Consider the following 21,423-nt stretch of genomic DNA (forward strand, 5'->3'; position numbering starts at 1 on the left):
GGGTTACTGTACCGCACGGTCTGCCACCCAGGCAAATACCTGAGGCGAGGAGTCGTTATTCCCAATGATCAGGGCCGGACGCTGCCCGCCTAAACGGATAAGCGCCATGTCCTTTACATTCCGGTGCGCAAACAGGCCACTCTCCGGCATGTAAAGCGAGGTTGAAAACGTGCCATCGCCATGGCCTTTCAGGTACAAACCCTTGCCTGCGTCATAAGCAGCAGTTTCTACCTCTGTTTCAAAAATATTGCCGGCCAGCACCGCATCCAGGTAGCCGTCTTTATCGAAATCTTCCACGACAATGCTGTTGACAGGAGCCAATTGTATCTCATTCGGCAATTGATGCATCTTGAACCCGCTTCCTGTATTTTCAAGGTACACGGTAGCGAAATTGTCCACTTGCAGATGCAGTGCTTCCGCCAGCATATCCGCCCCGTAGATATCTTCCAGGGAGGAAGAAGCGAAGGAGGCATAAGACTTAAATTTATCGGCAAGGAAAGGCATTTGCGTGGTCGAGCACTCCTTCCCCCGAACGGGAACAATTTCGCCTTTGTAATGCTTGCTCAGCACAATATCGGGTGTGCCGTTGCTATCAAAATCGTTGCAGAACACATGCAGGTTTTTCTTTTCACTGGGGTGGAATTTATTGTTTAGCCCAATGTTGCCTGCAATGAAATCCTGATCGCCATCCCCGTCAAAATCACCAGGCTCAATGCTGTACCACCAGCCGCGTATGCCTTTGTCTTCCAATACCGGCATAGACTGCAGCTGCCCTTCCTGATTGCGCAGGTAAGTGATGGGCATCCATTCTCCGACGATCATAAGATCTTCCCAGCCGTCTCCGTCCACATCGGTCCAGGAGGCGTCTGTGATCATGCCTATACGCTCCAGGTCAGGGTACAACTCCTTCGTTACATCCGTAAATTGGCCGCCGTCGTTGCGCAGCAAATAGGACTGCGGGTGATTAGGGTACATCCCGGGGAAGGTCCGCCCGCCTACCAGCAGGTCCAGGTCGCCATCTTTATCCCAATCTGATGCCTCCACTACAGCCGTGCTTGCCGTGATGCGGGGCAGTGCTGCCGCCGCTTTTGAGAATTGCCCACTGCCGTTATTCAGGTACAGACGGTCTTGCAATTGCTTGCTGCCTTCGCGAAAAGCCCCGCCGCCTCCACTCGCCACATACAAATCGAGATCACCATCCTGATCGGCATCAAAAAACAGTGCGCCCAAATCTTCCAAGCCGACATCTGCGGCAAAGACCGGTTGCGGAGAAGGCTCAAAAACCATAGTATTCGGCTGCAGATAAAGTGCGCCGGGCTGCCCTTTCGCACCACCAATGTAAAAATCTTCCAGCCCATCACCATTGACGTCTGCTACCGCTACACATGGCCCCAGACGGGATTGCCGATGTGGCAACAGTACCTCGGTGTCAAAGTCATTGTAGTCGTTTTCCTGATGTACGAAAGTAAGGTTCCGCTGCTGGCTTGTGATATCCATAAACAGTGGCTGACGGCTGTCTTGCGGTTTTGCAGTGCGCTGTGCCTTATTTTTATCAATGGTATGCACCTGATTGATACCGGGCTTCTGCAGGGTGGTCACCTGCCCGTCCGGCCAGTGAATTTCAGCCCGGTCTACTGCTGAGGCCTCGCCCAAACCAAAGTGCGCTGCCGGTTCCACATAGGACTGATACCCACGGGTAAAGCTGTACTCCGTCATTTGCTGCTGCCCGTCACCGTAGAAAATCCTCACCTTGGCGTTCAGGCAGTCATTAAAGTTACTGCCTGACTTCAGGTTAAACCGGATATAATTGCCGCTGCCTTTTTCCCGGCTGTTGTTTTTCAGCACAAACGCTTTGCCTGCCAGGTTATTGGTCACGATGTCGAGGTCACCATCCTGATCCAGATCAGCGTATATAGCCCCGTGCGAGAAAGAGGGCTCATCCAGGTTCCAGGCCTTACTGACATCTTCAAAGGTCAGGTCGCCCTTGTTGCGGTACATGTAGTTGGGAATGGGTTGGGAATTCGCTGTCAGCAGATGCTTGTAGTAGACCTCCGGTGATTTGCCTTCTGCCTCGTAGCGCTCCTGCAGCCCGATGCGCCAGTCGTTGTCCTTCGTATCCCGGTAGTAGCCATTGGTAACCAGAAAGTCTTTGAGCCCATCGTTATCGAAATCTGCCAGCAATGCTGCCCAGCTCCAGTCGGTCTGCGAAGTGCCCGCCATGAGGCCAATTTCACTAAAGACCCCAAAGCCCCGGTTCAGCTGAAGGGTATTGAACATATACTGCGGTGCATACCCCTGAATGTCATTCAGCCAGGTAAACTGATCCACATTCATGGAGGCCATCAGGGTTTTGTTGCGGAAGTGGTCTGCCGGAGTCATATCCACCACGGACAAATCGACCAGGCCGTCGTTATTGATATCGGCCGCATCACACCCCATGGAGTAGAAAGAGATGTGTGAGTTATAGCTCTTGATCTTATCCGTAAAGGTCCCATCACCGTTGTTCATGTAGAAAAAGTCAGGCATGAAGTAGTCATTGGCAATGTAGATATCAAGGAAGCCGTCTTCATCAAAGTCAGAAATAGCAAGCCCCAGCCCGAAACCCGGCTTATACAGGCCCGCTTCCCGGGTGATGTCGGTGAATTTTCCGTTGCCGTCATTACGGTAGAGGGTATTGATGTCCTGTTCTTGTATCTCGGGGTCAAGAGCCGCAAATGTAGATGGCCATTTTACCGCATTCCCTTCCCGGTTGCGCAGCGAATGGTTCATCACAATGAGGTCGAGATCGCCATCATTGTCCATATCGAAGAAGGAGGACTGTGTTGTACGGGAAGCATCGGCTATGCCGTAAGCTTCCGCCTGTTCGGTGAAGGTGCCGTCCTGATTATTGACATACAACTGATTGGCCAGCTTCTGCCCGTCGTTGGTGGGCCCGGAGTTGCTGACATAGATATCCAGCCATCCGTCTTCATTGATGTCCACCAGCGTTGCGCCGGTCGACCATTTATTGGTTGAGATAATGCCTGCCTGCTTTGTGACATCAGTGAATTTCAGCCCGCCTTCATTCAGGTACAGCGTGTTGTCCGCGTGATTACCACAGAAGAACAGATCGGTAAGCCCATCGTTATTAAAATCACCGGCAGCCAGGCCACTCCCGTTATAGTAATAATCGTAGTAGCCCAGGTGATGATTGGGTTTTTCAATAATCTTGTTCTCAAAATCAATGCCCGTTTCGGATGCCGGCAGCATAGTGAACTGTTCCGCAGAGGCTTCCATTGCACCTGCCGCATCTGCCTGCGTGCCCCCACAGGACTGCACTATCATGCCGATGAGGAATAGCATCCCCCCTAAAACTGAGATTTGTCTTTTCATGAGTGTCCTTTTAGTTTTTTCAAATTAACCCTTACCGTATGAATGGGGGGGTATAGGGACTTTAGCGTATAATGACCAGGTTTCCGGTATACATCTTTTTTGCACCAGTAAGCCGGTAAGTGTACGAACCTGATGCCAGGTTTGGCATGATTGAAACCTGCTGCCGTGCCAGTATTTGCTGATAAACCAGTTGGCCCTGAGCATTGTATACGAAAAACTCAGCAGGTAGTTCCATCTGAGCCACAACTTCCAGCGGTTGCCCGGACCTTACCGGATTGGGATACACCAAAACCGCCTGCCCCGTTGGCCATCCTACAGTAGAGTTGAGATCCCCCTGAAGGATTTGCAGTTGCGCTCCATCCATACCATTCAGCGCGTCTTCCCATGCAAAGGCGACTTCCTCGCTGTCCGGCAGTACGTCCAGTGCCGCACCTGCGGTCATCCACTGCGTATCCCCCGCGTTGGCATCCCGGCGGGCCAGCTCAAAGGCTTCCGGCTGCCCCGGGGCGTTGGGGTGAAGCTCAAAACCGGAAAGCTGCAGGGTCGTCTCCGGCTCAGCGGTTGGCAGGTTGCCGTAGGTGTTTAGTATCCAGTAACCGGTATCGGGCTGTACCATCGGCCCGGCTACGAGGCTAGGCGGTACATTTAGCCGGGTGGCGACTACTACTGACGCCATGGGCTGATCTGCATTCAGGCTCAGGCTTACACCGGTCTCTCCGAAAGCATAACTGCCTGCATTTTGGACCGTTTGCCGCGCACTTTGCCCACCTCCTACCGGTGCCTGCGAGAGTGTTCGGGCGGCAGCTCCGGTCAGGAATGCATGGTTGACGCCAGCTTTGTTGAGAATACTGCCCTCTGCTTCATTGAATTGGTAATAGCCGACCAATCCTTGTTCTGTTTCGGGGCGGGCAGTCAGGTGACGGCTTAGGCGTACCTCAGCGGTCGACAACGCCCGGTCGTATATCCGGACCTCATCCATCAGCCCTTTGAAGCCTCTTTGAACCCATCCCCGGTAACTGCCAAGGAAGAGGGCTGTATTGCGGAAATCCACCGCCTCTGGGGAAAAAGTATGGGTAGCCGATTCGCCATTCAGGTAAACGGTAATGCCATCAGGCTTTACCACCAAAGCTACGTGCGACCATTCATCGGCAGGTACAAAAAGGCCACTGCTCCACCACCAGGCACCACCCGGCCAGTGGTAGCCTAATTCCATATCTGGCCGAAAATTAAGACCAGCGGCTGGCCCGCTTCCCGTTATGGCAATACCGGTGTATTCCGCCTGTACGCCGTAGGGATGTATCCAGGCGGTGAGGGTGAGCTCGGGTGCCGTGGCAGGCAGGCCGTCAATAATCGCGTAATCGCCCCACTCCTGGGTTTCCATGCACAAGCCGGGCATACTATCTGCCCGGCAGGCTTCCACGGTGATCGGCGGCAAGGCCCGCATGCCACTTTCGCCCGTACCATCAGTAATGCTGAGTACAGCCGTATAAGTTCCGGGAGCTCCAAATACCACTTTAGGGTTGCGGGATTGTGGATCGCTAATATAAGTGGGGGCGGGCTCAAATGCCCACGACCAGGAAGCGCCTTCGTGGCGGAGTACAGAGTAATCATCAAAGTAGAAGGTATCCCGTGAACAGCCAGCCTCCAGCTTATCCACCGTAGGCTGTACCATCAAACGGCTCGGAGTCACCAATGGAGCTTCCCATGCACCGTTACTGTAGGTGCCAACCCGGAGTTTGCCATCCCGGTAAAAAGGTCGGAAAATATTGGTGTTCGTGCGCATCGGCAGGCCTTCGTTGTAGAATGCCCAGTCCTCCATGGTTTCATCCCGGTAGAAAACGGCTTTGTCGGTACCGATATACACCGTGCCATCCGTACCCGCCTGAAAGAGCATGGTATGAATGCGGTGCCCGTCCAGCAGCGGGGTCGTTGCATTTTCCCAGGTCTGCCCACCATCAACCGAGTGGAAGACCTTGGCCCCGTCGTTGGCATTATGGGCGAAGTAAGCCCAAATGTCGTTCTCGTTTTCGGGATTGAGGGCCAGCCCGCCGGCACGCTTCGAAACCGGGCTACCGGGGAAATCCAGGGCCGTCCAGTTGGCTCCTCCATCTTCAGTGCGCAGCAGGTGCGCCCCGGTGAAAGTAGTGCGCTGGTAAACGTATACGACATCCGGATTACTCCGGCTAACTTCCAGTTGCATCACTGGCTGATCATCGTTGCCAAACTCAGCGATCAGGGTGTAGGAACGTCCGCCATCGGTCGTTTTCCAAATTTTGTTCTCCCGCCCCAGATAGAAATGGTTGTAGCAATGAGGCAAGAACTCGATCTCGCTGGAGTGGGTCGAAAAATAGGACTCCGTGGGGTAGAGCTCCAGCTTGGGTGCCTGCAATACGGCACCGGACAAACTCTGCGGCACAATTTGCGAATTGATATCGGAAAAGTAAGCGATATTACGCCCGCCCGGCTGCACATAGCCGGTTGGGGCCTCCGCTCCGCCCAGCCGCAGGGACTGCCCCTGCTCAAATTCGGGCCGGATAGCCGTATTGCCATTGTGGTAACGCCCACCTACGACCAGGTCTTCGTTCCAGGCACTGCCAAAGCCCCAAAACTCAGAGCCCGTAATGCCGTACTTCCTCGACTCTACCGTGGCAAATTCGTCATCGGTGAAGTCTATGCCGCCATCGGTGCCAAGCCACATTCCGTCCGGACCGACCGTAATCTCCTGCATATCGGGGTGGATCCAGGTGTTGCCCTGATAGCCGCCTATGACGTTGAATGAGGCACCGCCATCTGTTGACTTGTACAGGCTGACCCCACCGGTATAAATGATCGCTTCGTCAAAGGGCGAAATCGCAAGCACGTAATCATAAAAGCCCTGATACGGGCCTCCCCCACCCTCATTGATCATAATATTTTTGTGACTGGCAGGCCCACCGCTGTATTCGTAGGGCCCGCCCACGTGAGGCCCCTGAAGGCTCCAGGATTCCCCACTGTCCGTGCTTTTCCACACCCCCAGATAACCATCGTCCCCTGCCTTTGAGTTGCCGATCAGCCCGGCGACCACCAGGTCCGGATCGAGCGGAGAGACGGCGATCTTCGCACCGCCATCATTCAGGAAAGGGCTGCTCTGGTCGGGATTGTACCAGCCTTCGGCTTTAACCGTCCAGCTTTGGCCGCCATCTTCCGACTTTTCAAAAATGCAACGAGGCTCGGTACCGTGGTTACGTACCAGGTACAGCACCTGTGGATCATCGGGCTTAAATTCGATATCATAAACTGAAGCACCCGTCAGGTGGGACCAGTTCGCACCCTCATCTTCGGTCAGCCAGAGCCCGCCCACGCCCCCAACCAGGATGCGCTGCCCATTTGCCGGGCTGACCGCTATGGCGTTTACGCCGAGTGCAGCCTGTGGCAGGTCGGCAGCATCCAGGATTATCTCCCAACTTTCGCCCCCATCTGTAGTGCGGTAAAGGCGCTCCCAGTCACCGGCGTACACGACCGATGCATTGTTGGGGTCGATGCGGACGATACGGACGTTGTTCATCATCGTATTGGCAGAGACATGCGCCCAGGTTTGCCCGCTGTTGTCTGACCGGAATACGCCTCCGCTTTCGGTGCCGCAGTACAGCACGGAAGGATTGGTATCCGACTGATCGAGGGTGTAGACATTGACCTGCCAGGATACTTCGAACTGTCCCTGCCCTTGCGTAAACGTCTCAAAAGGGCCAATATTCGTCCACATTCCGGTTTGCCGTTGAGCATCGTATCCGGACAGTGCACGCTGATAGGCCGTTTCCGTTTGGCGGCGTTCCTGAGCCGTTGGCCAGTTTAGGCTTCCATCCTGTTGAACGTAGGGTTCTACCTTAGGCCGCCAGTGCTTGTAGTTTTGGGTATGGGTATTTTTTTCAAAGGTATGGGTACGATAGTAAGCCTGATAAGCGCTATCTACCAGGCGGATATTCGGCTCGGGCGCGTACATCAGCTGCGCCCAGGCAGGTGTCTCTTCGGTAATTTCCGGAATGGTTTTCAGCCACTGCAATTGCCCGGCGAGTGGTAGTGCTCCGGACAGGGCCGTAATGATTAGCGTCCAAAGGAGACGTTGAGGAAGGTTACGGGTCAGGTCTGCCATATCACTGAAGTCTGTGTTTTAGACCTGAAATATACAGCATCCGGGGCACTTAACCCTCCTCTACCCGCCGAATCGTGCCTTTTTGGGCATCCATTTCCACCCAGTCCCCGGTTTGGAAGTCTAACTGAGCTGGAATTTGAGTGATGCTCGGCACCTGCGCCTCCCGCAGCATGATGGAAGCATGGGAAAGCAGCCCGCCTACGTAGGATGCCACGCCATCTACCTTTGAGAAAAAGGGTACCCAGCCGGGGTCAAGGGCATCCGCTACCAGAATAATGACTGGAAAGGGGGGAGGTGCTACGGTACGCAGATCAGCGGAAGCTACGCGCCAAACCTGCCCCCTCACTTTGCCGGGATAGACCCCAATACCTTGCTGATGATTTTGCTGACTGGCAGAAACGTTGGACAGCACGGTAACCGGCAGGCGGCGCCCCAACTGATTGCACAGGAAGGTATCCATATCCCAGCCTACTGGTTTTGGCGGTTGCCGCTCTGCCATTTCATCAGCCCGCCATTCATTTTCGAAGAACGCGCTGAGCTCTGCCTGTGTAAAAGACCACGGCGCAAAAGGCAGTTTACCATTGAGCTCTTCGCGGTATTCCCAAAACAACTTCATCGTTTCGTGCCTGATCCACTCCCGGGTGTGGATCAGGTCAATGACTGGACGAAATAACCACGCCCAAAGTGGTTGGCGCTTACGGCGTGGCTGGGGCTTGGATGGAGCAGTGAAGTCCACTCCTTTCCGAAGGGCTTCCCAATCTGCCTCGCTGTATTCCCGAAAACGAGGCTGCCCCAGGTCGGACTCATAAAAGCCCCGGTGCCCAAATGCTTCCAGAAACTGAGTAGTGGACCGTTGCCCTCGTTCCCACTCCCGAAAAGCCTGCAGGTAATCCGTGCTGGCACTCTTTTGCTGTATGGCCGCCGCCAGTCGGTGCAGCAGCCCAAGCCGTTCCAGCAGCCCCACCGGACCGGACATGGCCCCGGTGAGAATCTGCATATTCGTTACCAATTCTACATAGAGGCTGGAAAAGCTGTCACACCAGTGGCTGAAGGCCTTTGCCGGGTCAATGAGCCAAAATGGTTCTCGCTCTGCTTTGCCCAGATCCGTTTCTACCGCTGCTTTGCGCTGCCACGTCTGTATACGCTGCTTTGCCTGCCGCTGCTGGCCCAACACCTTAAAAAAGACTGGCAGCTTAGCCAGGCAACGCCAGGGGCGCAGCCCAACCTGATAGAAATCTTCAGCACCCACCGAACGGCATACCAACTGCGTGGGCAGCCCCCAGTGCACCATGGTATCCAGCAAGGCCGAAAGGTTGATCCAGGGCATGCCTCCGGCAGCACGCAGGAAAGCACGCTGCGGAAGGGAAGGGTCTAAATCGCGATAGTAGCCGAACAGGGCAGGACCGGCATCCGTGATCAGGTCGGTCATCAGTCGGGAAGGCTCGGGAGGCAGAATCTCCTTGTGGTTAGCCGAAGTCAGTACTTCTTCCGCCTCCTCCGGTGTGGTGATGGGCCGCGCCTGCAACAGCCAGAGCTTTCCTTTGGATACAGCAAATTCGATATCGAGCCCGTGACGGGCGTCCAGTTGTTCAAGAAGCTGCCCGGTGATGTAACTTAGTTGTATGAATGCACGCCTTAGAGGCTTACCGCCCGTCTCTGCGCCTTTCCAGAAGTTAAAAATAGCGGACCACCGGACATCCCAGGCGCCAAAGCGGGGCAGTAGGAGGGTTTGGCCGCTCTTCTGCCCGCTCATCAGTGCCTCGCCTAACCCTTCTGTATATTCAAGCTTCCAACTGCCTTCGCGGAAAGCAAAGAGTACGCCACTGAAGTCAGGATCCACCATTTCCTGTACCAGTACCTGCGTGCCTTCCTGAGTCGGATAACTGTTGAAAACGTCGGCTATCGCTGCCTCCAGCTCAGATTCCCCAACATTCAGCCGGGACAGATACTGCCCGGCCTGACTGTTCTCCTCTCCGTCTTCCGTGAGATAGGAAGAGCGGACGGCCACCGGGAACCGCAATCCTTCGGGGCGCTCGCCGGCCAAAAAGTCAGCATAAGCCACAGAGGTGAAAGCCGGCACCGGCCATCCCAGGGATTCAAGTTGTTGGAGCTGGCTAAGCTTGCTCATGCAGGATGTAGGCTGTTAGTTTTTCATAAAATCCACCAGGGTCTTCCAGCATCGGGAAATGGTCCCAGTCCTCAATAACATCAAAGGTAGCATTTGGGAAGTCGTTTTTCCAAAGCGAAAGGTACTTGGAGGCGACAACCCGCTCCCGGCTTCCCCAGATGAAGTTGAATGCCTCGTACTGAAGCTTTTGCTGCACCTCCCGGTACCAGGCCGGGGTGATCAGGTCGAAAAAAACGGGAAAGGCTGCACACAGAGCATAGTCTTTAAAGAATTGCTTCCGCACCGTCTCCGGGATACTTTCCGGCTGCAGGAACAGGCGTTTTTCCCAGACCGGGCGCATCGGTGGCCAGGCAATCAGTGCCTGCATGGTTTTCCGGATCAACAGCGGCTTCATTAGCTTAGGGAAGAAACGGTGCTCCAGGGATGCGCCAATGATACCATGCAGCAACACCTTTTGGGGCTGCCAGTCCGCTGAATCCGGCAATACCCAGCCCCGTGCTGCCCATTCCAGCAGCAGGCTTCCGCCAATTCCGTGCCCATATACGATCCATGGCTCCTTCCACAGGGGCGCTACTGTGCGCTGCAAGGCATCAATAAAGGGCACCCATCCATCCGCTGATTCCGGCAGGGTGCGGCCATCAAAGCCAGGCAACTCAGGGAGATGTACCCGAAAAGGCACAGCTTGCTTATCCTGCAGCGCCTCCAGGAAAGGCAGAAAACGGGTGCGCCCACCACCATTACCATGTAACATCAATACATTCATCATACGAATGGAGGAACCCTTAAAGGGAAAAATTGTTGGCGGTTTTGTATCTTCCGGTGCATCAAAATCTACGGTCTACTTTGAAGCGTCCCTTACTCCAAACTCTTAAACAGCTCGATCGCCTCTTCGTACGCATGGGCAGAACCGTGCGGGAGTGGCTGGGGCAACAGCCTACCTGGCCCATCCTTATAGCGCCCTACCGGGGCTACGGAAGGCCCAACTGGATCAGCCTGCGCGGCCGGGTGATCAAGGACCGGCGTATTATTAAAGATGAAGTCAACTCCACCTGGCGGGCATTGATCAACAACTATAAACGGTTCAACAGCCGGGAAGTGATGGGCGCCACCGTGCATGTGGAAATTAATAGGGAAGCCTTCACGGTGCAGACCGATGAAGAGGGCTACTTCCTGCTGGAGCGCCCCCTAAAACAGCCTGTCCCACAACCCAAAGACCAATGGTTTAACGCCAGGGTGCACCTGCGGGAAACGCCCAGGCGAAAAGTCGATGTATGGGCTGAGGTGCCCATCTTAGTGCCACATCCTCAGGCTTCCTTTGGTTGCATCAGCGATGTAGATGACACCATTATGAAGACCGATGTGACTTCATTGCTGAAGCTGCGGGTGCTTTACCATACTTTTCTGAAAACGGCTGACCTGCGGCAGTCCTTCAGTAAAGCTGCGGCTTTTTTCCAGGCCTTACAGCGTGGTATGAGCCAGCAGCCCTGCAATCCGATATTCTACGTTTCGAACAGCCCCTGGAATTTGTACGACCTGTTGGAAGAGTTCCTTGCGCTCAATGACTTGCCGGCAGGCCCAATTTTGCTGCGGGACTTTGGGCTGCCCTACCAGGACCACCCGGAAGGTTATCTGGGGCATAAGCACAGCAGTATCCTGCGTATTATTGATACCTACCCTAACTTGCCCTTTGTCCTCATCGGCGATAGCGGGGAGCAAGACCCTTATATTTATGAAGCGGTAGCCAAAGCCCGCCCCGGGCGCATCCGTGCCATTTACATACGGGATGTCCGTTCGCTGCGGCGGGCTAAAAGAATCCGGCAGTTTATCGCACAAACCGGCGTGGATATGAAGCTCGTGGACAACTATCAGCAGGCGGCTATGGATGCGGCAGAGCGGGGGCTTATTCGGGAAACATACTTCCAGCAGCTCACTCAGCCGGGCCCCAAAAACTAAGCCTCCAAGCCTCTCTTTCTGCGCCAGCGCCGGATAAGCGGGTAACTAAAGACCGCCAGCAAAATGACCGTACCGCCCAGGTAAAAACCCGGTGTCAGCTCTTCATTCTCCCGCAGCAGAATCCAGGCCAGCAGGATACCATAGACCGGCTCCAGATTGACCGTAAGGTTGGAAGCGAAGGCCGTGAGGTGGTTGAGGGCACGCAGGGCAAGTACGTAAGCCAGCGTGGTGCAAAGGAGAGACAAAACCAGGAGGTACCCCCAGTCCGTCAGGCTGACCGGCAGCATCTGTACAGGGGTTTCTGAAAAGAACAGGTAAAACGGCAGTACCAGGCAGAGGAAAAGCCAGGCGCTCCCCAGCTCCAGAAAGGTGATGCCCATTTCATAGGACTGCCGGATATATTTTTTATTGAGGGTGGCAAAAAAGGCAGCCAGGAAGGCGGAAGCCAGCCCGACCAGGATACCCGTATTCATAGAGGCATCAGTGCTGCCTACGATGAGCGCCATGCCCGGAATGATGAGCAGCCCGAGCATCAATTCGTACCAGCGTACCCGTTGCCGCATGACCACGGGCTCTATGAGGGACGTAAAAAAAGATGTGGTAGCCATGCAGATGAGGGTGATGGAAGCATTAGACAGCTTGATGGCTCCGTAGAAAGCCACCCAGTGCAGCGCTACGAGTACACCAATGCCCATAAAGCGGAGGATTTGCGCCCGGGTAAAGGCCTTCATCACCCGCCCTACCCTAATGAGCAGCAGCAGGCTTGCACTCGTAATGAGCACCCGCCACCAAACCATGACAAGGGCGGACAGCTGAATGAGGTCGCCCAAAATGGCGGTGAACCCAAATAGAAAAACAGCAATATGCAGCTCCAGATAAGCTCTTTTTTCCTCCTGCATGGCGTTCCGGTTGATTTTGCTGTAAAGCAACGCAAAAAACCAGAAATCATTAGGCCCTGCCCTGTATAAAGTTTGGAGTTCCGTAAACGGGTTTGCGCCTTTCGGTGTTAGGTGGTCATTCATCTTAATATCAAACCAAAACTTAAACCAAAATGGCTGTACAAGTTGGCGATAAAGCCCCGGCATTTGCCCTGAATAATACCGCAAATGAGAAAGTTGCCCTGAGTGACTATGAAGGCAAAAACCTGATCGTTTTGTTTTTCCCCCTCGCCTTCACCAGCGTTTGCACGGAGGAGCTGTGCACCATGCGCGACAATATGGCGGAATACCAAAAGCTGAACGCTGATGTGGTGGCGATTTCCGTAGATTCGCCCTTCACCCTCGGCAAGTTTAAAGCTGAGCAAAACCTGGATTTCCCGCTGCTTTCTGACTTTAACAAAGAGGCTTCTGAAGCTTACGGTGCTATCTATGATGATTTCTTTGGCATGAAGGGGGTTTCCAAGCGTTCAGCCTTTGTCGTGGACAAGGAAGGGGTGGTTCGTTATGCGGAGGTCCTTGATAATGCCGGAAATCTTCCTAATTTTGAGGCCATTAAGGAAACTTTGGGCCAGCTTAACTAGTTGGTGTCAATGAAGCAAGACTATTTCAGCGTATGATCAATGAGTTATTCAATACATCTGTGGAGGAAGTAGAAGAGGTTGTGGTCGAGGACGACTCGGGCACAGGGGAAAAAGCCCAGCTCATTGTTTACAATGATGACCATAATACTTTTGACTGGGTGATTCAGTGCTTTATGGATATCCTGGGCCACAGCAACGAGCAGTCAGAACAGCTGGCGCTCATCATCCACTTCAAAGGCAAGGCGACAGTTAAAACTGCTCCCAAGGATGTACTGAAGCCCAAAAAAGATGCACTCATTGACCGCGGGCTGTCTGCCGTCATTGAAGAAGGGGGCTAAACGCTTCATTGCGCTGACTACAAAAAATCCCGGGCCGCACAACTGTTGCAGCCCGGGATTTTTTTGTCCCTAAACGCTGACCGGGATCAATCGTACCCCCGCTCGTCCCTACCTTCCATGAAGTTGATAAAGGCCCGGTTGACGACCCGGTTGCCCCCCGGTGTGGGGTAGTTACCGGAGAAGTACCAGTCACCGTTGTTTTTGGGGCAGGCTTTCTGCAACCCCTCTACCGTTTGGTAAATGACCTTGATCTCTGGCTCTATGCCTTTGGGCGAAACGATCTCCGCAATTTTATCCGAGACGGTTTCGTAATCAAACTCGTCGTAAAGCGCCTGCACTTCATTGGTGATGTCTTCCTTCAGGCTATGTTCCTGTGCCTTGCAGCGTTCGTAAGCTTCGTGCAGGAGGTGTTCCTTGTCGTTTTCCTTTAGCAGTTCCACCAAAGCCCGGAAGGCAACAAACTCCTTCATCTTCGACATATCGATGCCGTAGCAGTCCGGATAGCGGATTTGTGGGGCGGAGGAGACAATCACGATTTTCTTTGGCCGCAGGCGGGAGGCAATATTAATGATGCTATCGTGGAGGGTCGTGCCCCGTACAATAGAATCGTCCAGTAGAACGAGGGTGTCTTTGTGGTTAGTCACGATGCCGTAGGTCACATCGTATACATGTGCCACCATAGCTTCCCGGGAGGTCGTATCCGCAATAAAGGTGCGCTGTTTAGCATCCTTGACCACCAGTTTTTCCATCCTTGGCTTCATGGCCAGGATTTTCTCCAGCTTATCCGGTTTCAGGTCTTTGCCTTTCTTGAGGATTTTATCCTTTTTGATTTCGTTCAGGCTATCTGTCAGCCCTTCCATCAGGCCATAAAATGCAGTTTCTGCCGTATTGGGCACAAAGGAGAAGACGGTGTGCTTAAAGTCAAAGTCCACCTCTTTCAGCACTTTCTTTGTCAACTGCCGACCGAGCTGTTTGCGCTCCAGATAAATGTCACGGTCATTGCCACGGGAGAAATAGATACGCTCAAAGGAACAAGCCGCCCGGTCGAGCGGGTCCATACAGCGTACTTCGCTAACGCGGCCATCCTTTTTAACGATGAGGGCGTGCCCCCGTTTCAATTCCTGAATATCGCCAATATGAAGATTGAAAACGGTTTGGATAGCGGGCCGTTCGGAAGCCACGACTACGATTTCGTCATCCTGATAGTAAAATGCGGGGCGGATACCGGCCGGGTCACGCAGTACAAAAGCATCGCCATGGCCAATGAGCCCGGCCATAACGAAGCCGCCGTCAAACTTCTTGCTGGCGCGCCGCAGCAGGCGCTGAATATCCAGGTTTTTGTAGATCAGCTCGTTGACCTCCTGATTAGAATAGCCATCGGGCTTGTACCAGGTGTGGAGGCGCTGCACTTCATCATCCAGGAAGTGGCCAATTTTTTCCAGCACGGTGACGGTATCTGACTTTTCCTTGGGGTACTGCCCCAGCTCCACGAGTTCCTGAAAGAGCTCATCGACGTTAGTCAGGTTGAAGTTGCCGGCGACGAGGAGGTTACGGGTAATCCAGTTGTTTTGGCGCAGGAAAGGGTGGCAGGTTTCCACGCCATTATTGCTGTGGGTACCGTAGCGCAGGTGCCCCAGAAGGAGCTCGCCTACATAGGGTTTATTGTCCTTGAGCCACTGCGGGTCGTTGAGCTGCTCCGGCGTCAGGTCTTTGAAGTGGCGGTGTACCTGCTGAAAAAGGTCATCGAGGTAATTGGAAGCCACACTGCGTTTGCGGCTGATGTACTTTCTGCCGGGTTGCACATCAAGTTTGATGGTGGCCATGCCGGCACCGTCCTGCCCGCGGTTGCGCTGTTTTTGCAGCAGCAGTTGCAGCTGATTCAGGCCGTAGAAGGCCGTACCGTACTTTTTATGGTAATAATCAAGCGGTTTGAGCAGGCGGATCATCGCTATTCCGCACTCGTGTTTGATCTGATCGCTCATGGCTGTGTGCCCTTTGTTTAGGAGGAATAAGAAGTTGCCGCAAAGGTAGGGCCTTTTTGGCAATGCCCCGATTAAAGTCAGGAAACATCTTCGGCTGCGGACAAGTTGAGCGCCCCGGTCTGAAGTTCATACAGGTTCGTCCAAAGAAGTGGCATTATGGGCGGTGTGGCCTTAACTTCTGCCTGTCTTTGCATGTTAAACAAATAATAATGATATTTCGACACGCATATAACAGCAGTGGCGCACTTGTAATTTCCGGCATGAAAGAAAAAAACGTAGCAGGCATACTCGCATTATTTTTGGGCGGCTTTGGCGTCCACCGCTTTTACCTGGGCCAAACCGGGCTGGGCATTTTTTATATGATCTTCTTCTGGTTCCCGGTGATGTGGATTGTGGGCCTGATCGATGCGATTGCGTTTTTCTCTATGGACAACGAGAAGTTCGACCGAAAGTACAACCGGGAGCTGCTCTACCGCCGCGAGCAGGAACGCAGTTACGACTACCGCGATGATGAGGCCATGCGCCGTATGGAACGTTACGAGCGCCGCCGGGAAAGCCGCAGTGAGCGGAGCTACTACCGCCCTAAGAAGCACAATACGCCGAAGCGCCAAAGCGCCCCAAGCCGGGCTAAGAAACCTGCCAACCCATACAAAAGTACCGGTGTGCAAAAATTCAAGGACTACGACTACAGCGGAGCAATTGCCGACTTCAAAAAGGCACTCAAGATTGAGCCCCGTGATGTGGCCACCCACTTCAACATCGCCTGCGCCTACTCGATTAGTGAGCAGCCGGAGGAAGCCTTCCGCCACCTCGATCTGGCTGTGCAGTTTGGCTTCAATGACTTTGAGAAAATCCGGGAGCACGACAAGCTCGCCTATCTCCGCATTCAGGATGAATTTGAGGATTTTGCCAAGAATGGCTTCCGTCTGCCGGGCAATGAGGCAGCGTCTGCGCCTTCCGCATCGTCTAATAAACAGGGAATGCCTGCTGAAGAAGAAGTGGAAGACCATTCTCACCTGCTCGAACAGCTCAAGCAGTTGGGCGAACTGAGAGAAAAGGGCTTGCTCACCGAAGAGGAATTTGCGATCCAAAAGAAGCGGCTGCTTGGATAACCCGCCATGAATTTGTCAGAATTGTACAAATGATAGGGTCCGGCTCAACAGGTTTCGCTAAATTGCGTTAGAACTCATGAATCAGAAAGACAATTAAGCATGACGGCCCAACAGCTCATCTCAGACAGCATTATCCCTTTGCGTACCTCTGAAACGGGAGATACAGCCCTGGGCATTATGAATGACTTCTACGTCCGTCACCTTCCTATCGTCAATGACAAGCAGCTGCTTGGGCTGATTTCCGAAGAAGATATTCTGGAGCACGATGCGCACGAGCCGGTGGGTTCCTTTCAGCTTTCGCTCATCCGCCCGTACGTTAAGTATAACGATCACCTTTACGAAATCCTGCGCCTGATCGCGGAGTACCATCTCACCCTAATCCCGGTGGTGGATGAAGAAGAGAACTACATCGGGCTTGTCACTATGGAAGATGTGCTACAGTACTTCACCAAGACAGCTTCCTTCTCTGAGCCAGGCAGTATTGTGGTCCTGGAGATGAGCCGCCACGATTATCAGCTTTCACAGATTGCGCAAATTGTGGAGTCTGAGAATGCCGCCGTGCTCAGCGCTTTCATTACCACCAGCCTTGATTCCATCCGGGTGGACGTTACCATTAAGATCAACCGGCAGAACATTCAGAACATCCTGGCTACTTTCGAGCGCTATGAATACGAGGTCAAGGCTTCCTTCAATGAGATTGAGTACCTCGACTCTTTGCGCGACCGTTATGACTCTTTGATGGCTTATTTGAATGTGTAAGGTCACAACCTCCGTACCACCCCCACCAACAACACCATCGGAAACTGGAAAACCTCATACTCCCTAAATGAAAAGGGAGTGACTTGGCTGCTCAGTACGGAGCGGTTGTTCAGCAGATTGGTGCCCTGAAGGGTCAGCGCCCAGCGGCCGCCATCAAATTGGTAACGGGCATCAAGGGATACCTCATTGTAAAAATCGTAAGACTGCCCGGCCCGGCGAAAGCCATGTAAAGCGGCTGCCCCTTTGACCTGCAGGTTTTCCATGGGCAGGACTTCCCATGACAGCGACAGCTCATCCTGATCGAACCGGGCTTGTGAGCTGCCTTGCTGACGTACCCACCGCTGCGACCGGCTGTAGGCCAAACGCAGGGCGGCTGCCTTGCTGATTTCCCACCGGATTTCCGGATTTACAAAGGCTTGCCACTCCGCTACCCGGCTGTCTATGCCATAGAGGATTTGCCGGAAGGCGGACTGCCTGCCCCTGAAGTTGACCGACCATTCCAGACGATCCCCTTTTTGGCTCATCCGCCCGCGGAAAGACCATTCGTGGCCAGCATCCCGAAGGAGGAAAGTTTCCCGTAGCTGATCGATACCGGTGCCGCTGATGCGCTGTTGCAGGGCGAGGCTCCGCAGGGCGTACGACAACTGCAGGTACCAATTTCGCTGGGTGAAAAAGTCCCTGCGCCGGTAAGCCAGGTTCCAAATATGAGAAAGGCTGTTGCGCAGATCCGGATTGCCCTGTTCCAGCTGATTGAAGCCGGTGATCGTTGCCCGGCTCAGCCAGGCTTCCGTTTCCGGGAAGAGCCGGCTAATGCGGTACCCCAGTTCAAATTCGCCCACATTCGTCCAGGTGGTGGTGGCTTTGGCGAAAGGCAGGGCCAGCCATTCCCTTTGGCGGGCAGCCGCCTGCCCCTCATCACGAATCCGCCATTGCATACGGTGGACGGTGGTGCCCAGTTCGCCCTCCAGCGCATCGCGGGTGTACTTATAAGACAGGCGGGCCGAGGCATCCTCCAACCGAAGCTTTTGGCCGTTGCCAAACCGGGTGGTATCAATAGGCAGCAACAAGGGCGTGCCGTTACCAGCCAACCAATTGTCCATGGTCTGCGCCCGGCTATGCAACTGACGGTAGCCCAGCTGGAATTCGAAGTGGTTCTGCGGACTCAGCACCCAGTAATGCCGGTAGGCGGTGGAAAGAGCAGAAAGCCGGGTCTGCCCCTGATGCGAAAGCCCGGCATTCGGTTCCGGTGGTGAGCCAATCAGCCCTTGCAGCAGGGGCTGATTAGATTGCAGACCAAGCTCGTCCTCCGCTCTGCGCTGCTGCCAGGAAGCTTCCAAAGTGCCAATGTGATGCCCGCTGAATTTATGGTGGGCTTCCAGGGTATGGCTGTGGTTTTGAAAGTCATGCTCCTCTTCTGTGAACAGGTTACGCCCGGTCTGCACCGTTTGCGAAAGCAAGGTGGAAGCATCTTCCGCCATTCCAACCTGCAGGTCGGACTCCAGGGACAGGTAGTAGTCTTCTTTGGGATCGTACACCAGGCTGAGCTTGCCATTGGAAGTAGCCCGTTCGGTATCGCGTTCGCTTTCCCGGTTTTCGGTAACGAGTGGTGCCCCATCCTGCTGCCAGAAGGCATTGCGCGACAGCGAACGGTAGCCCTGCACACTGCGGAGCCCCAGCCCATAGGCGTAAACGGTCCAGTCTGGGAGAGGCGCAGCGCTGACATTCAGCCCGCCAAACTGTGAGCGGCCGGAGCGGTTATTACCCGGTGACAGGTAAGGCATAAAATCCTGCTGCAGGCCCGACAGCCCGGCTTGCCCCTCTGCCAGCAATCGGCCCATACCGCCCTGCATCTGAATGACATCGGAAAAAGACAGCGGCTCCAGATTGGCGTTGTTCAGGTCGCCAATGCTATTGACGCTTACCTCAGGGGAATAGTAGAAGAGGTTGGGGTGGGCAAGGTAGCGTTTTTCGGGGCCAGCCGCCGCCGCGATATCCCCAAAAACGAAGCGTTTTTTGTCTTCCCGCAGGCGTACATTGAGCACCAGCTGATTGCCCGTGCCCAGGGGTTGCAGGAAATCAACGGCGTTATAATTATCGATGACCTCCAGCTTGGCAATCACCTCTGCCGGGATATGCTCTAGCGCCAACCTGGAACTGCCCCCGAAGAAGGGCTTCCCTTCCACCATCACCTGCTGCACCACTTCCCCATTGAAGCGCAGGCGGTTTTGCTCATTCACTTCCATACCTGGCAGGCGGCGCAGCAGGTCCTGCAGCTTCCAGTCGAATACCTCCCGGAAAGCATCTGCCTGATAGGTGACCGTATCGCCACGGACCACGACCGGTGGGGCACGGTCTTTGACTTCCACCATCGCCAGGTCGAGGGGTTGCAGTCGCAGGGTAATTTGCAGGGTCGTATCTTTTGTTCCGGCAGGCAGGGTTATAGAGGTGGACTGATAGCCGAGGTAGGTAGTGGTCATTCGCAGGCCTGCAGCGCCACTTGCCTTAAAGCGGAACCGCCCCTGTTGATCCGTCATTGCAAAACGCAGGGTAGCTCCTTCCTCTACCGGTACGAAGGAAATATTGGCAAAAGGCAAAGGCGTGCGCAGGCTATCGTCCAGTACCTGTCCGGTAATTTGGCGCGATTGAGCCAGGAGGGGACACCCAGCCAGCAGGAGCAGCCCGGCTATAAAAATCCGGTTGTTCCACACTACTGCCGGCTTTTGATTTGTTGCTCATTGTAGGCATCGTATTCCTTCTTACTAATCGTTTTGCCTTTTTTGAGCCGGATGTCCTTTTCTTGTTCGGCAGATAAGCCTTCGGTGAGGGAGTCGATCGTAAAGGTGGACCAGGGTTTGCCTACCACCCCCGCCTCCAATACCAGCCCGGGCAGCCCATCCATGCCCTTGGGGCCATAGGGCAGCGGGATTGCCGTAGTAAACCACGCTTCGATCTCATAGTATATTTGCCGCTCGCGACCTTTATCATAGTAATCCACCACTGCCGTCGCTTTTTTGCAGGCATATTGACCGATGTAGCGTTCTTCCTCTGTGATGGCCCACTCGTATTCTTCGTAGGGCATTTGCACGTTGATGCGCTGCCCGGTTTGTTCCACCTGCTTGATTTTCTCCTGCTTTTGGGTGTTGCGGTAGTATACATTATTGGCTCCCGTGGTGCTTTTAGCCATTATATGCCCCAATTTATCACCCACGGGTAGATAGGGGATAAGCCGGTACTGCGCATGTTCGGAAGTGTAAAGAAGTTCAAAGCGCATTTGAGGGTACTCTGCTTCCATACCCTTCATGCTAGTTTTAAAACCTTCCCGCTGTTCCGGGGGTAGGCTTTTTGCTGCTTCATCCAAAGTTGCGTGGCGCTCAGCGGTACTGATGAGTTTGTAAATCACTTGCCCGGACTGGGCAGGGAGGGTGAGGGTGCAGAGGAGTAGGATGGTTCCTAAAAGGAAAAGTCTGGGGTACATGTTTGTTGTTTTTGTCAATGTTTATGGCAGCAACCGGACGTACAATTCAAATTTGTCCCGGTCATCTTTCAACTTATTTTAGGAATCGACCCAACACAATTAGCTGTAGCGTCGCATTAAAGCTTCACCCCAAACTTCAACAGAATGCCAGAATTGATATCCCCATTTTGATAAGGTTGTGTAAAGGCCTTCAGCCCCACCAACAGCCGTTCCGTCACAGAATAGGTGTTTTCGATGATCAGGCTGAAGCCCAATGCGTTACGTTGATCGGACTGCAGCTTTGAATCAACAATTTCTCCGGTATGGGAAATCGATAAGGCGTTGTAACTTTCTGAAACCGTATACCAGCTCAGCCCTGTTCCGAGCCTGAAGTCATTTCTGCCTGTATTCCTGAATGGCGAGACATAGACATTGGCGTTTAGCTGCAGGAAGGAAGCCTGATCAAGAGCGCCGTCATTGCTCGTACCAAAACCCAATCCCCCGCTCAACGCAAAGTACCGGTTCAATTTGAGGTTCGCTTCGTTTTCCAGCATAATGGCGCGCATGTCACCTGAGCCTAAGAAGGAACCGCCTACGCCAAACCTTAGGTCTGTTTCCTGTGCCTGTGTACTCACGCTTGCGCAGATTAGAATTATCAAGAATAATGTGTGCTTAAT

Annotated in this window: 14 protein-coding genes; 5 read left to right on the forward strand and 9 right to left on the reverse strand. The window is 53.9% G+C overall.

All coding sequences use genetic code 11. The features are described from left to right. Nucleotides 1-3 precede the first annotated feature (3 nt). The 4 genes from ACO08I_RS14470 to ACO08I_RS14485 form a co-directional block, all read right to left on the reverse strand. On the reverse strand, nucleotides 4-3,372 hold the full coding sequence (locus tag ACO08I_RS14470) for a VCBS repeat-containing protein (RefSeq protein ID WP_421949674.1): 3,369 nt from the start codon (nucleotides 3,370-3,372) through the stop codon (nucleotides 4-6). Between the two features lie 61 nt (nucleotides 3,373-3,433). Then, nucleotides 3,434-7,501 carry a LamG-like jellyroll fold domain-containing protein gene (locus tag ACO08I_RS14475; protein ID WP_421949675.1) on the reverse strand — a complete coding sequence of 1,356 codons (4,068 nt, stop codon included), beginning with the start codon at nucleotides 7,499-7,501 and terminating at the stop codon, nucleotides 3,434-3,436. Between the two features lie 49 nt (nucleotides 7,502-7,550). After that, nucleotides 7,551-9,629 carry a PEP/pyruvate-binding domain-containing protein gene (locus ACO08I_RS14480; RefSeq protein WP_421949676.1) on the reverse strand — a complete coding sequence of 693 codons (2,079 nt, stop codon included), beginning with the start codon at nucleotides 9,627-9,629 and terminating at the stop codon, nucleotides 7,551-7,553. Then, nucleotides 9,616-10,395, reverse strand: coding sequence for an alpha/beta fold hydrolase (locus ACO08I_RS14485; protein ID WP_421949677.1), 780 nt, complete (start codon nucleotides 10,393-10,395; stop codon nucleotides 9,616-9,618). Before ACO08I_RS14485 ends, ACO08I_RS14480 begins: the two co-directional genes overlap by 14 nt. A 77-nt stretch (nucleotides 10,396-10,472) precedes the next feature. On the opposite strand from ACO08I_RS14485, the gene ACO08I_RS14490 reads away from it, so the two are divergent. Next, nucleotides 10,473-11,582, forward strand: a complete 1,110-nt coding sequence (locus ACO08I_RS14490) for an App1 family protein (RefSeq protein ID WP_421949678.1) — start codon at nucleotides 10,473-10,475, stop codon at nucleotides 11,580-11,582. Here ACO08I_RS14490 and ACO08I_RS14495 read toward each other — a convergent pair. Continuing rightward, complete coding sequence (locus ACO08I_RS14495; protein ID WP_421949679.1) at nucleotides 11,579-12,481, reverse strand: DMT family transporter; 903 nt, start codon at nucleotides 12,479-12,481, stop codon at nucleotides 11,579-11,581. The genes ACO08I_RS14490 and ACO08I_RS14495 overlap by 4 nt on opposite strands. 152 nt (nucleotides 12,482-12,633) lie before the next feature. Here ACO08I_RS14495 and ACO08I_RS14500 point away from each other — a divergent pair, with 152 nt between their 5' ends. Together ACO08I_RS14500 and ACO08I_RS14505 are read left to right on the forward strand one after the other, a co-directional pair. Next, nucleotides 12,634-13,101, forward strand: coding sequence for a redoxin domain-containing protein (locus ACO08I_RS14500; protein ID WP_044217230.1), 468 nt, complete (start codon nucleotides 12,634-12,636; stop codon nucleotides 13,099-13,101). 32 nt (nucleotides 13,102-13,133) lie between these two features. Next, nucleotides 13,134-13,439, forward strand: coding sequence for an ATP-dependent Clp protease adaptor ClpS (locus ACO08I_RS14505; RefSeq protein WP_282781988.1), 306 nt, complete (start codon nucleotides 13,134-13,136; stop codon nucleotides 13,437-13,439). Nucleotides 13,440-13,525: 86 nt separating this feature from the next. Here ACO08I_RS14505 and ACO08I_RS14510 read toward each other — a convergent pair whose 3' ends face one another. Continuing rightward, the gene (locus tag ACO08I_RS14510) at nucleotides 13,526-15,421 is read right to left on the reverse strand and encodes an amidophosphoribosyltransferase (protein WP_282781990.1); all 1,896 of its coding nucleotides are present in this window, start codon (nucleotides 15,419-15,421) and stop codon (nucleotides 13,526-13,528) included. 209 nt (nucleotides 15,422-15,630) lie between these two features. On the opposite strand from ACO08I_RS14510, the gene ACO08I_RS14515 reads away from it, so the two are divergent. Both ACO08I_RS14515 and ACO08I_RS14520 read left to right on the forward strand, forming a co-directional pair. Further along, complete coding sequence (locus tag ACO08I_RS14515) at nucleotides 15,631-16,533, forward strand: NINE protein (RefSeq protein ID WP_282781992.1); 903 nt, start codon at nucleotides 15,631-15,633, stop codon at nucleotides 16,531-16,533. Nucleotides 16,534-16,632: 99 nt separating this feature from the next. Then, nucleotides 16,633-17,292 carry a CBS domain-containing protein gene (locus tag ACO08I_RS14520; protein ID WP_282781993.1) on the forward strand — a complete coding sequence of 220 codons (660 nt, stop codon included), beginning with the start codon at nucleotides 16,633-16,635 and terminating at the stop codon, nucleotides 17,290-17,292. 2 nt (nucleotides 17,293-17,294) lie between these two features. Here the strand turns inward: ACO08I_RS14520 and ACO08I_RS14525 are convergent, their stop codons facing one another. The 3 genes from ACO08I_RS14525 to ACO08I_RS14535 all read right to left on the reverse strand — a co-directional run bounded on the left by ACO08I_RS14525 (nucleotide 17,295) and on the right by ACO08I_RS14535 (nucleotide 21,381). Then, a complete protein-coding gene (locus ACO08I_RS14525) occupies nucleotides 17,295-20,000 on the reverse strand; it encodes a carboxypeptidase-like regulatory domain-containing protein (RefSeq protein WP_421949680.1) in 2,706 nt (901 codons plus the stop codon). After that, nucleotides 20,000-20,767 carry a GLPGLI family protein gene (locus ACO08I_RS14530; protein WP_421949681.1) on the reverse strand — a complete coding sequence of 256 codons (768 nt, stop codon included), beginning with the start codon at nucleotides 20,765-20,767 and terminating at the stop codon, nucleotides 20,000-20,002. Before ACO08I_RS14530 ends, ACO08I_RS14525 begins: the two co-directional genes overlap by 1 nt. A 116-nt stretch (nucleotides 20,768-20,883) precedes the next feature. Continuing rightward, entirely contained in the window at nucleotides 20,884-21,381 is a 498-nt protein-coding gene (locus ACO08I_RS14535; protein ID WP_421949682.1) for a hypothetical protein, read from the reverse strand. Nucleotides 21,382-21,423: the final 42 nt, after the last annotated feature.

It is taken from the genome of Phaeodactylibacter xiamenensis, from assembly GCF_965229835.1.
GTDB lineage: Bacteria > Bacteroidota > Bacteroidia > Chitinophagales > Saprospiraceae > Phaeodactylibacter > Phaeodactylibacter xiamenensis.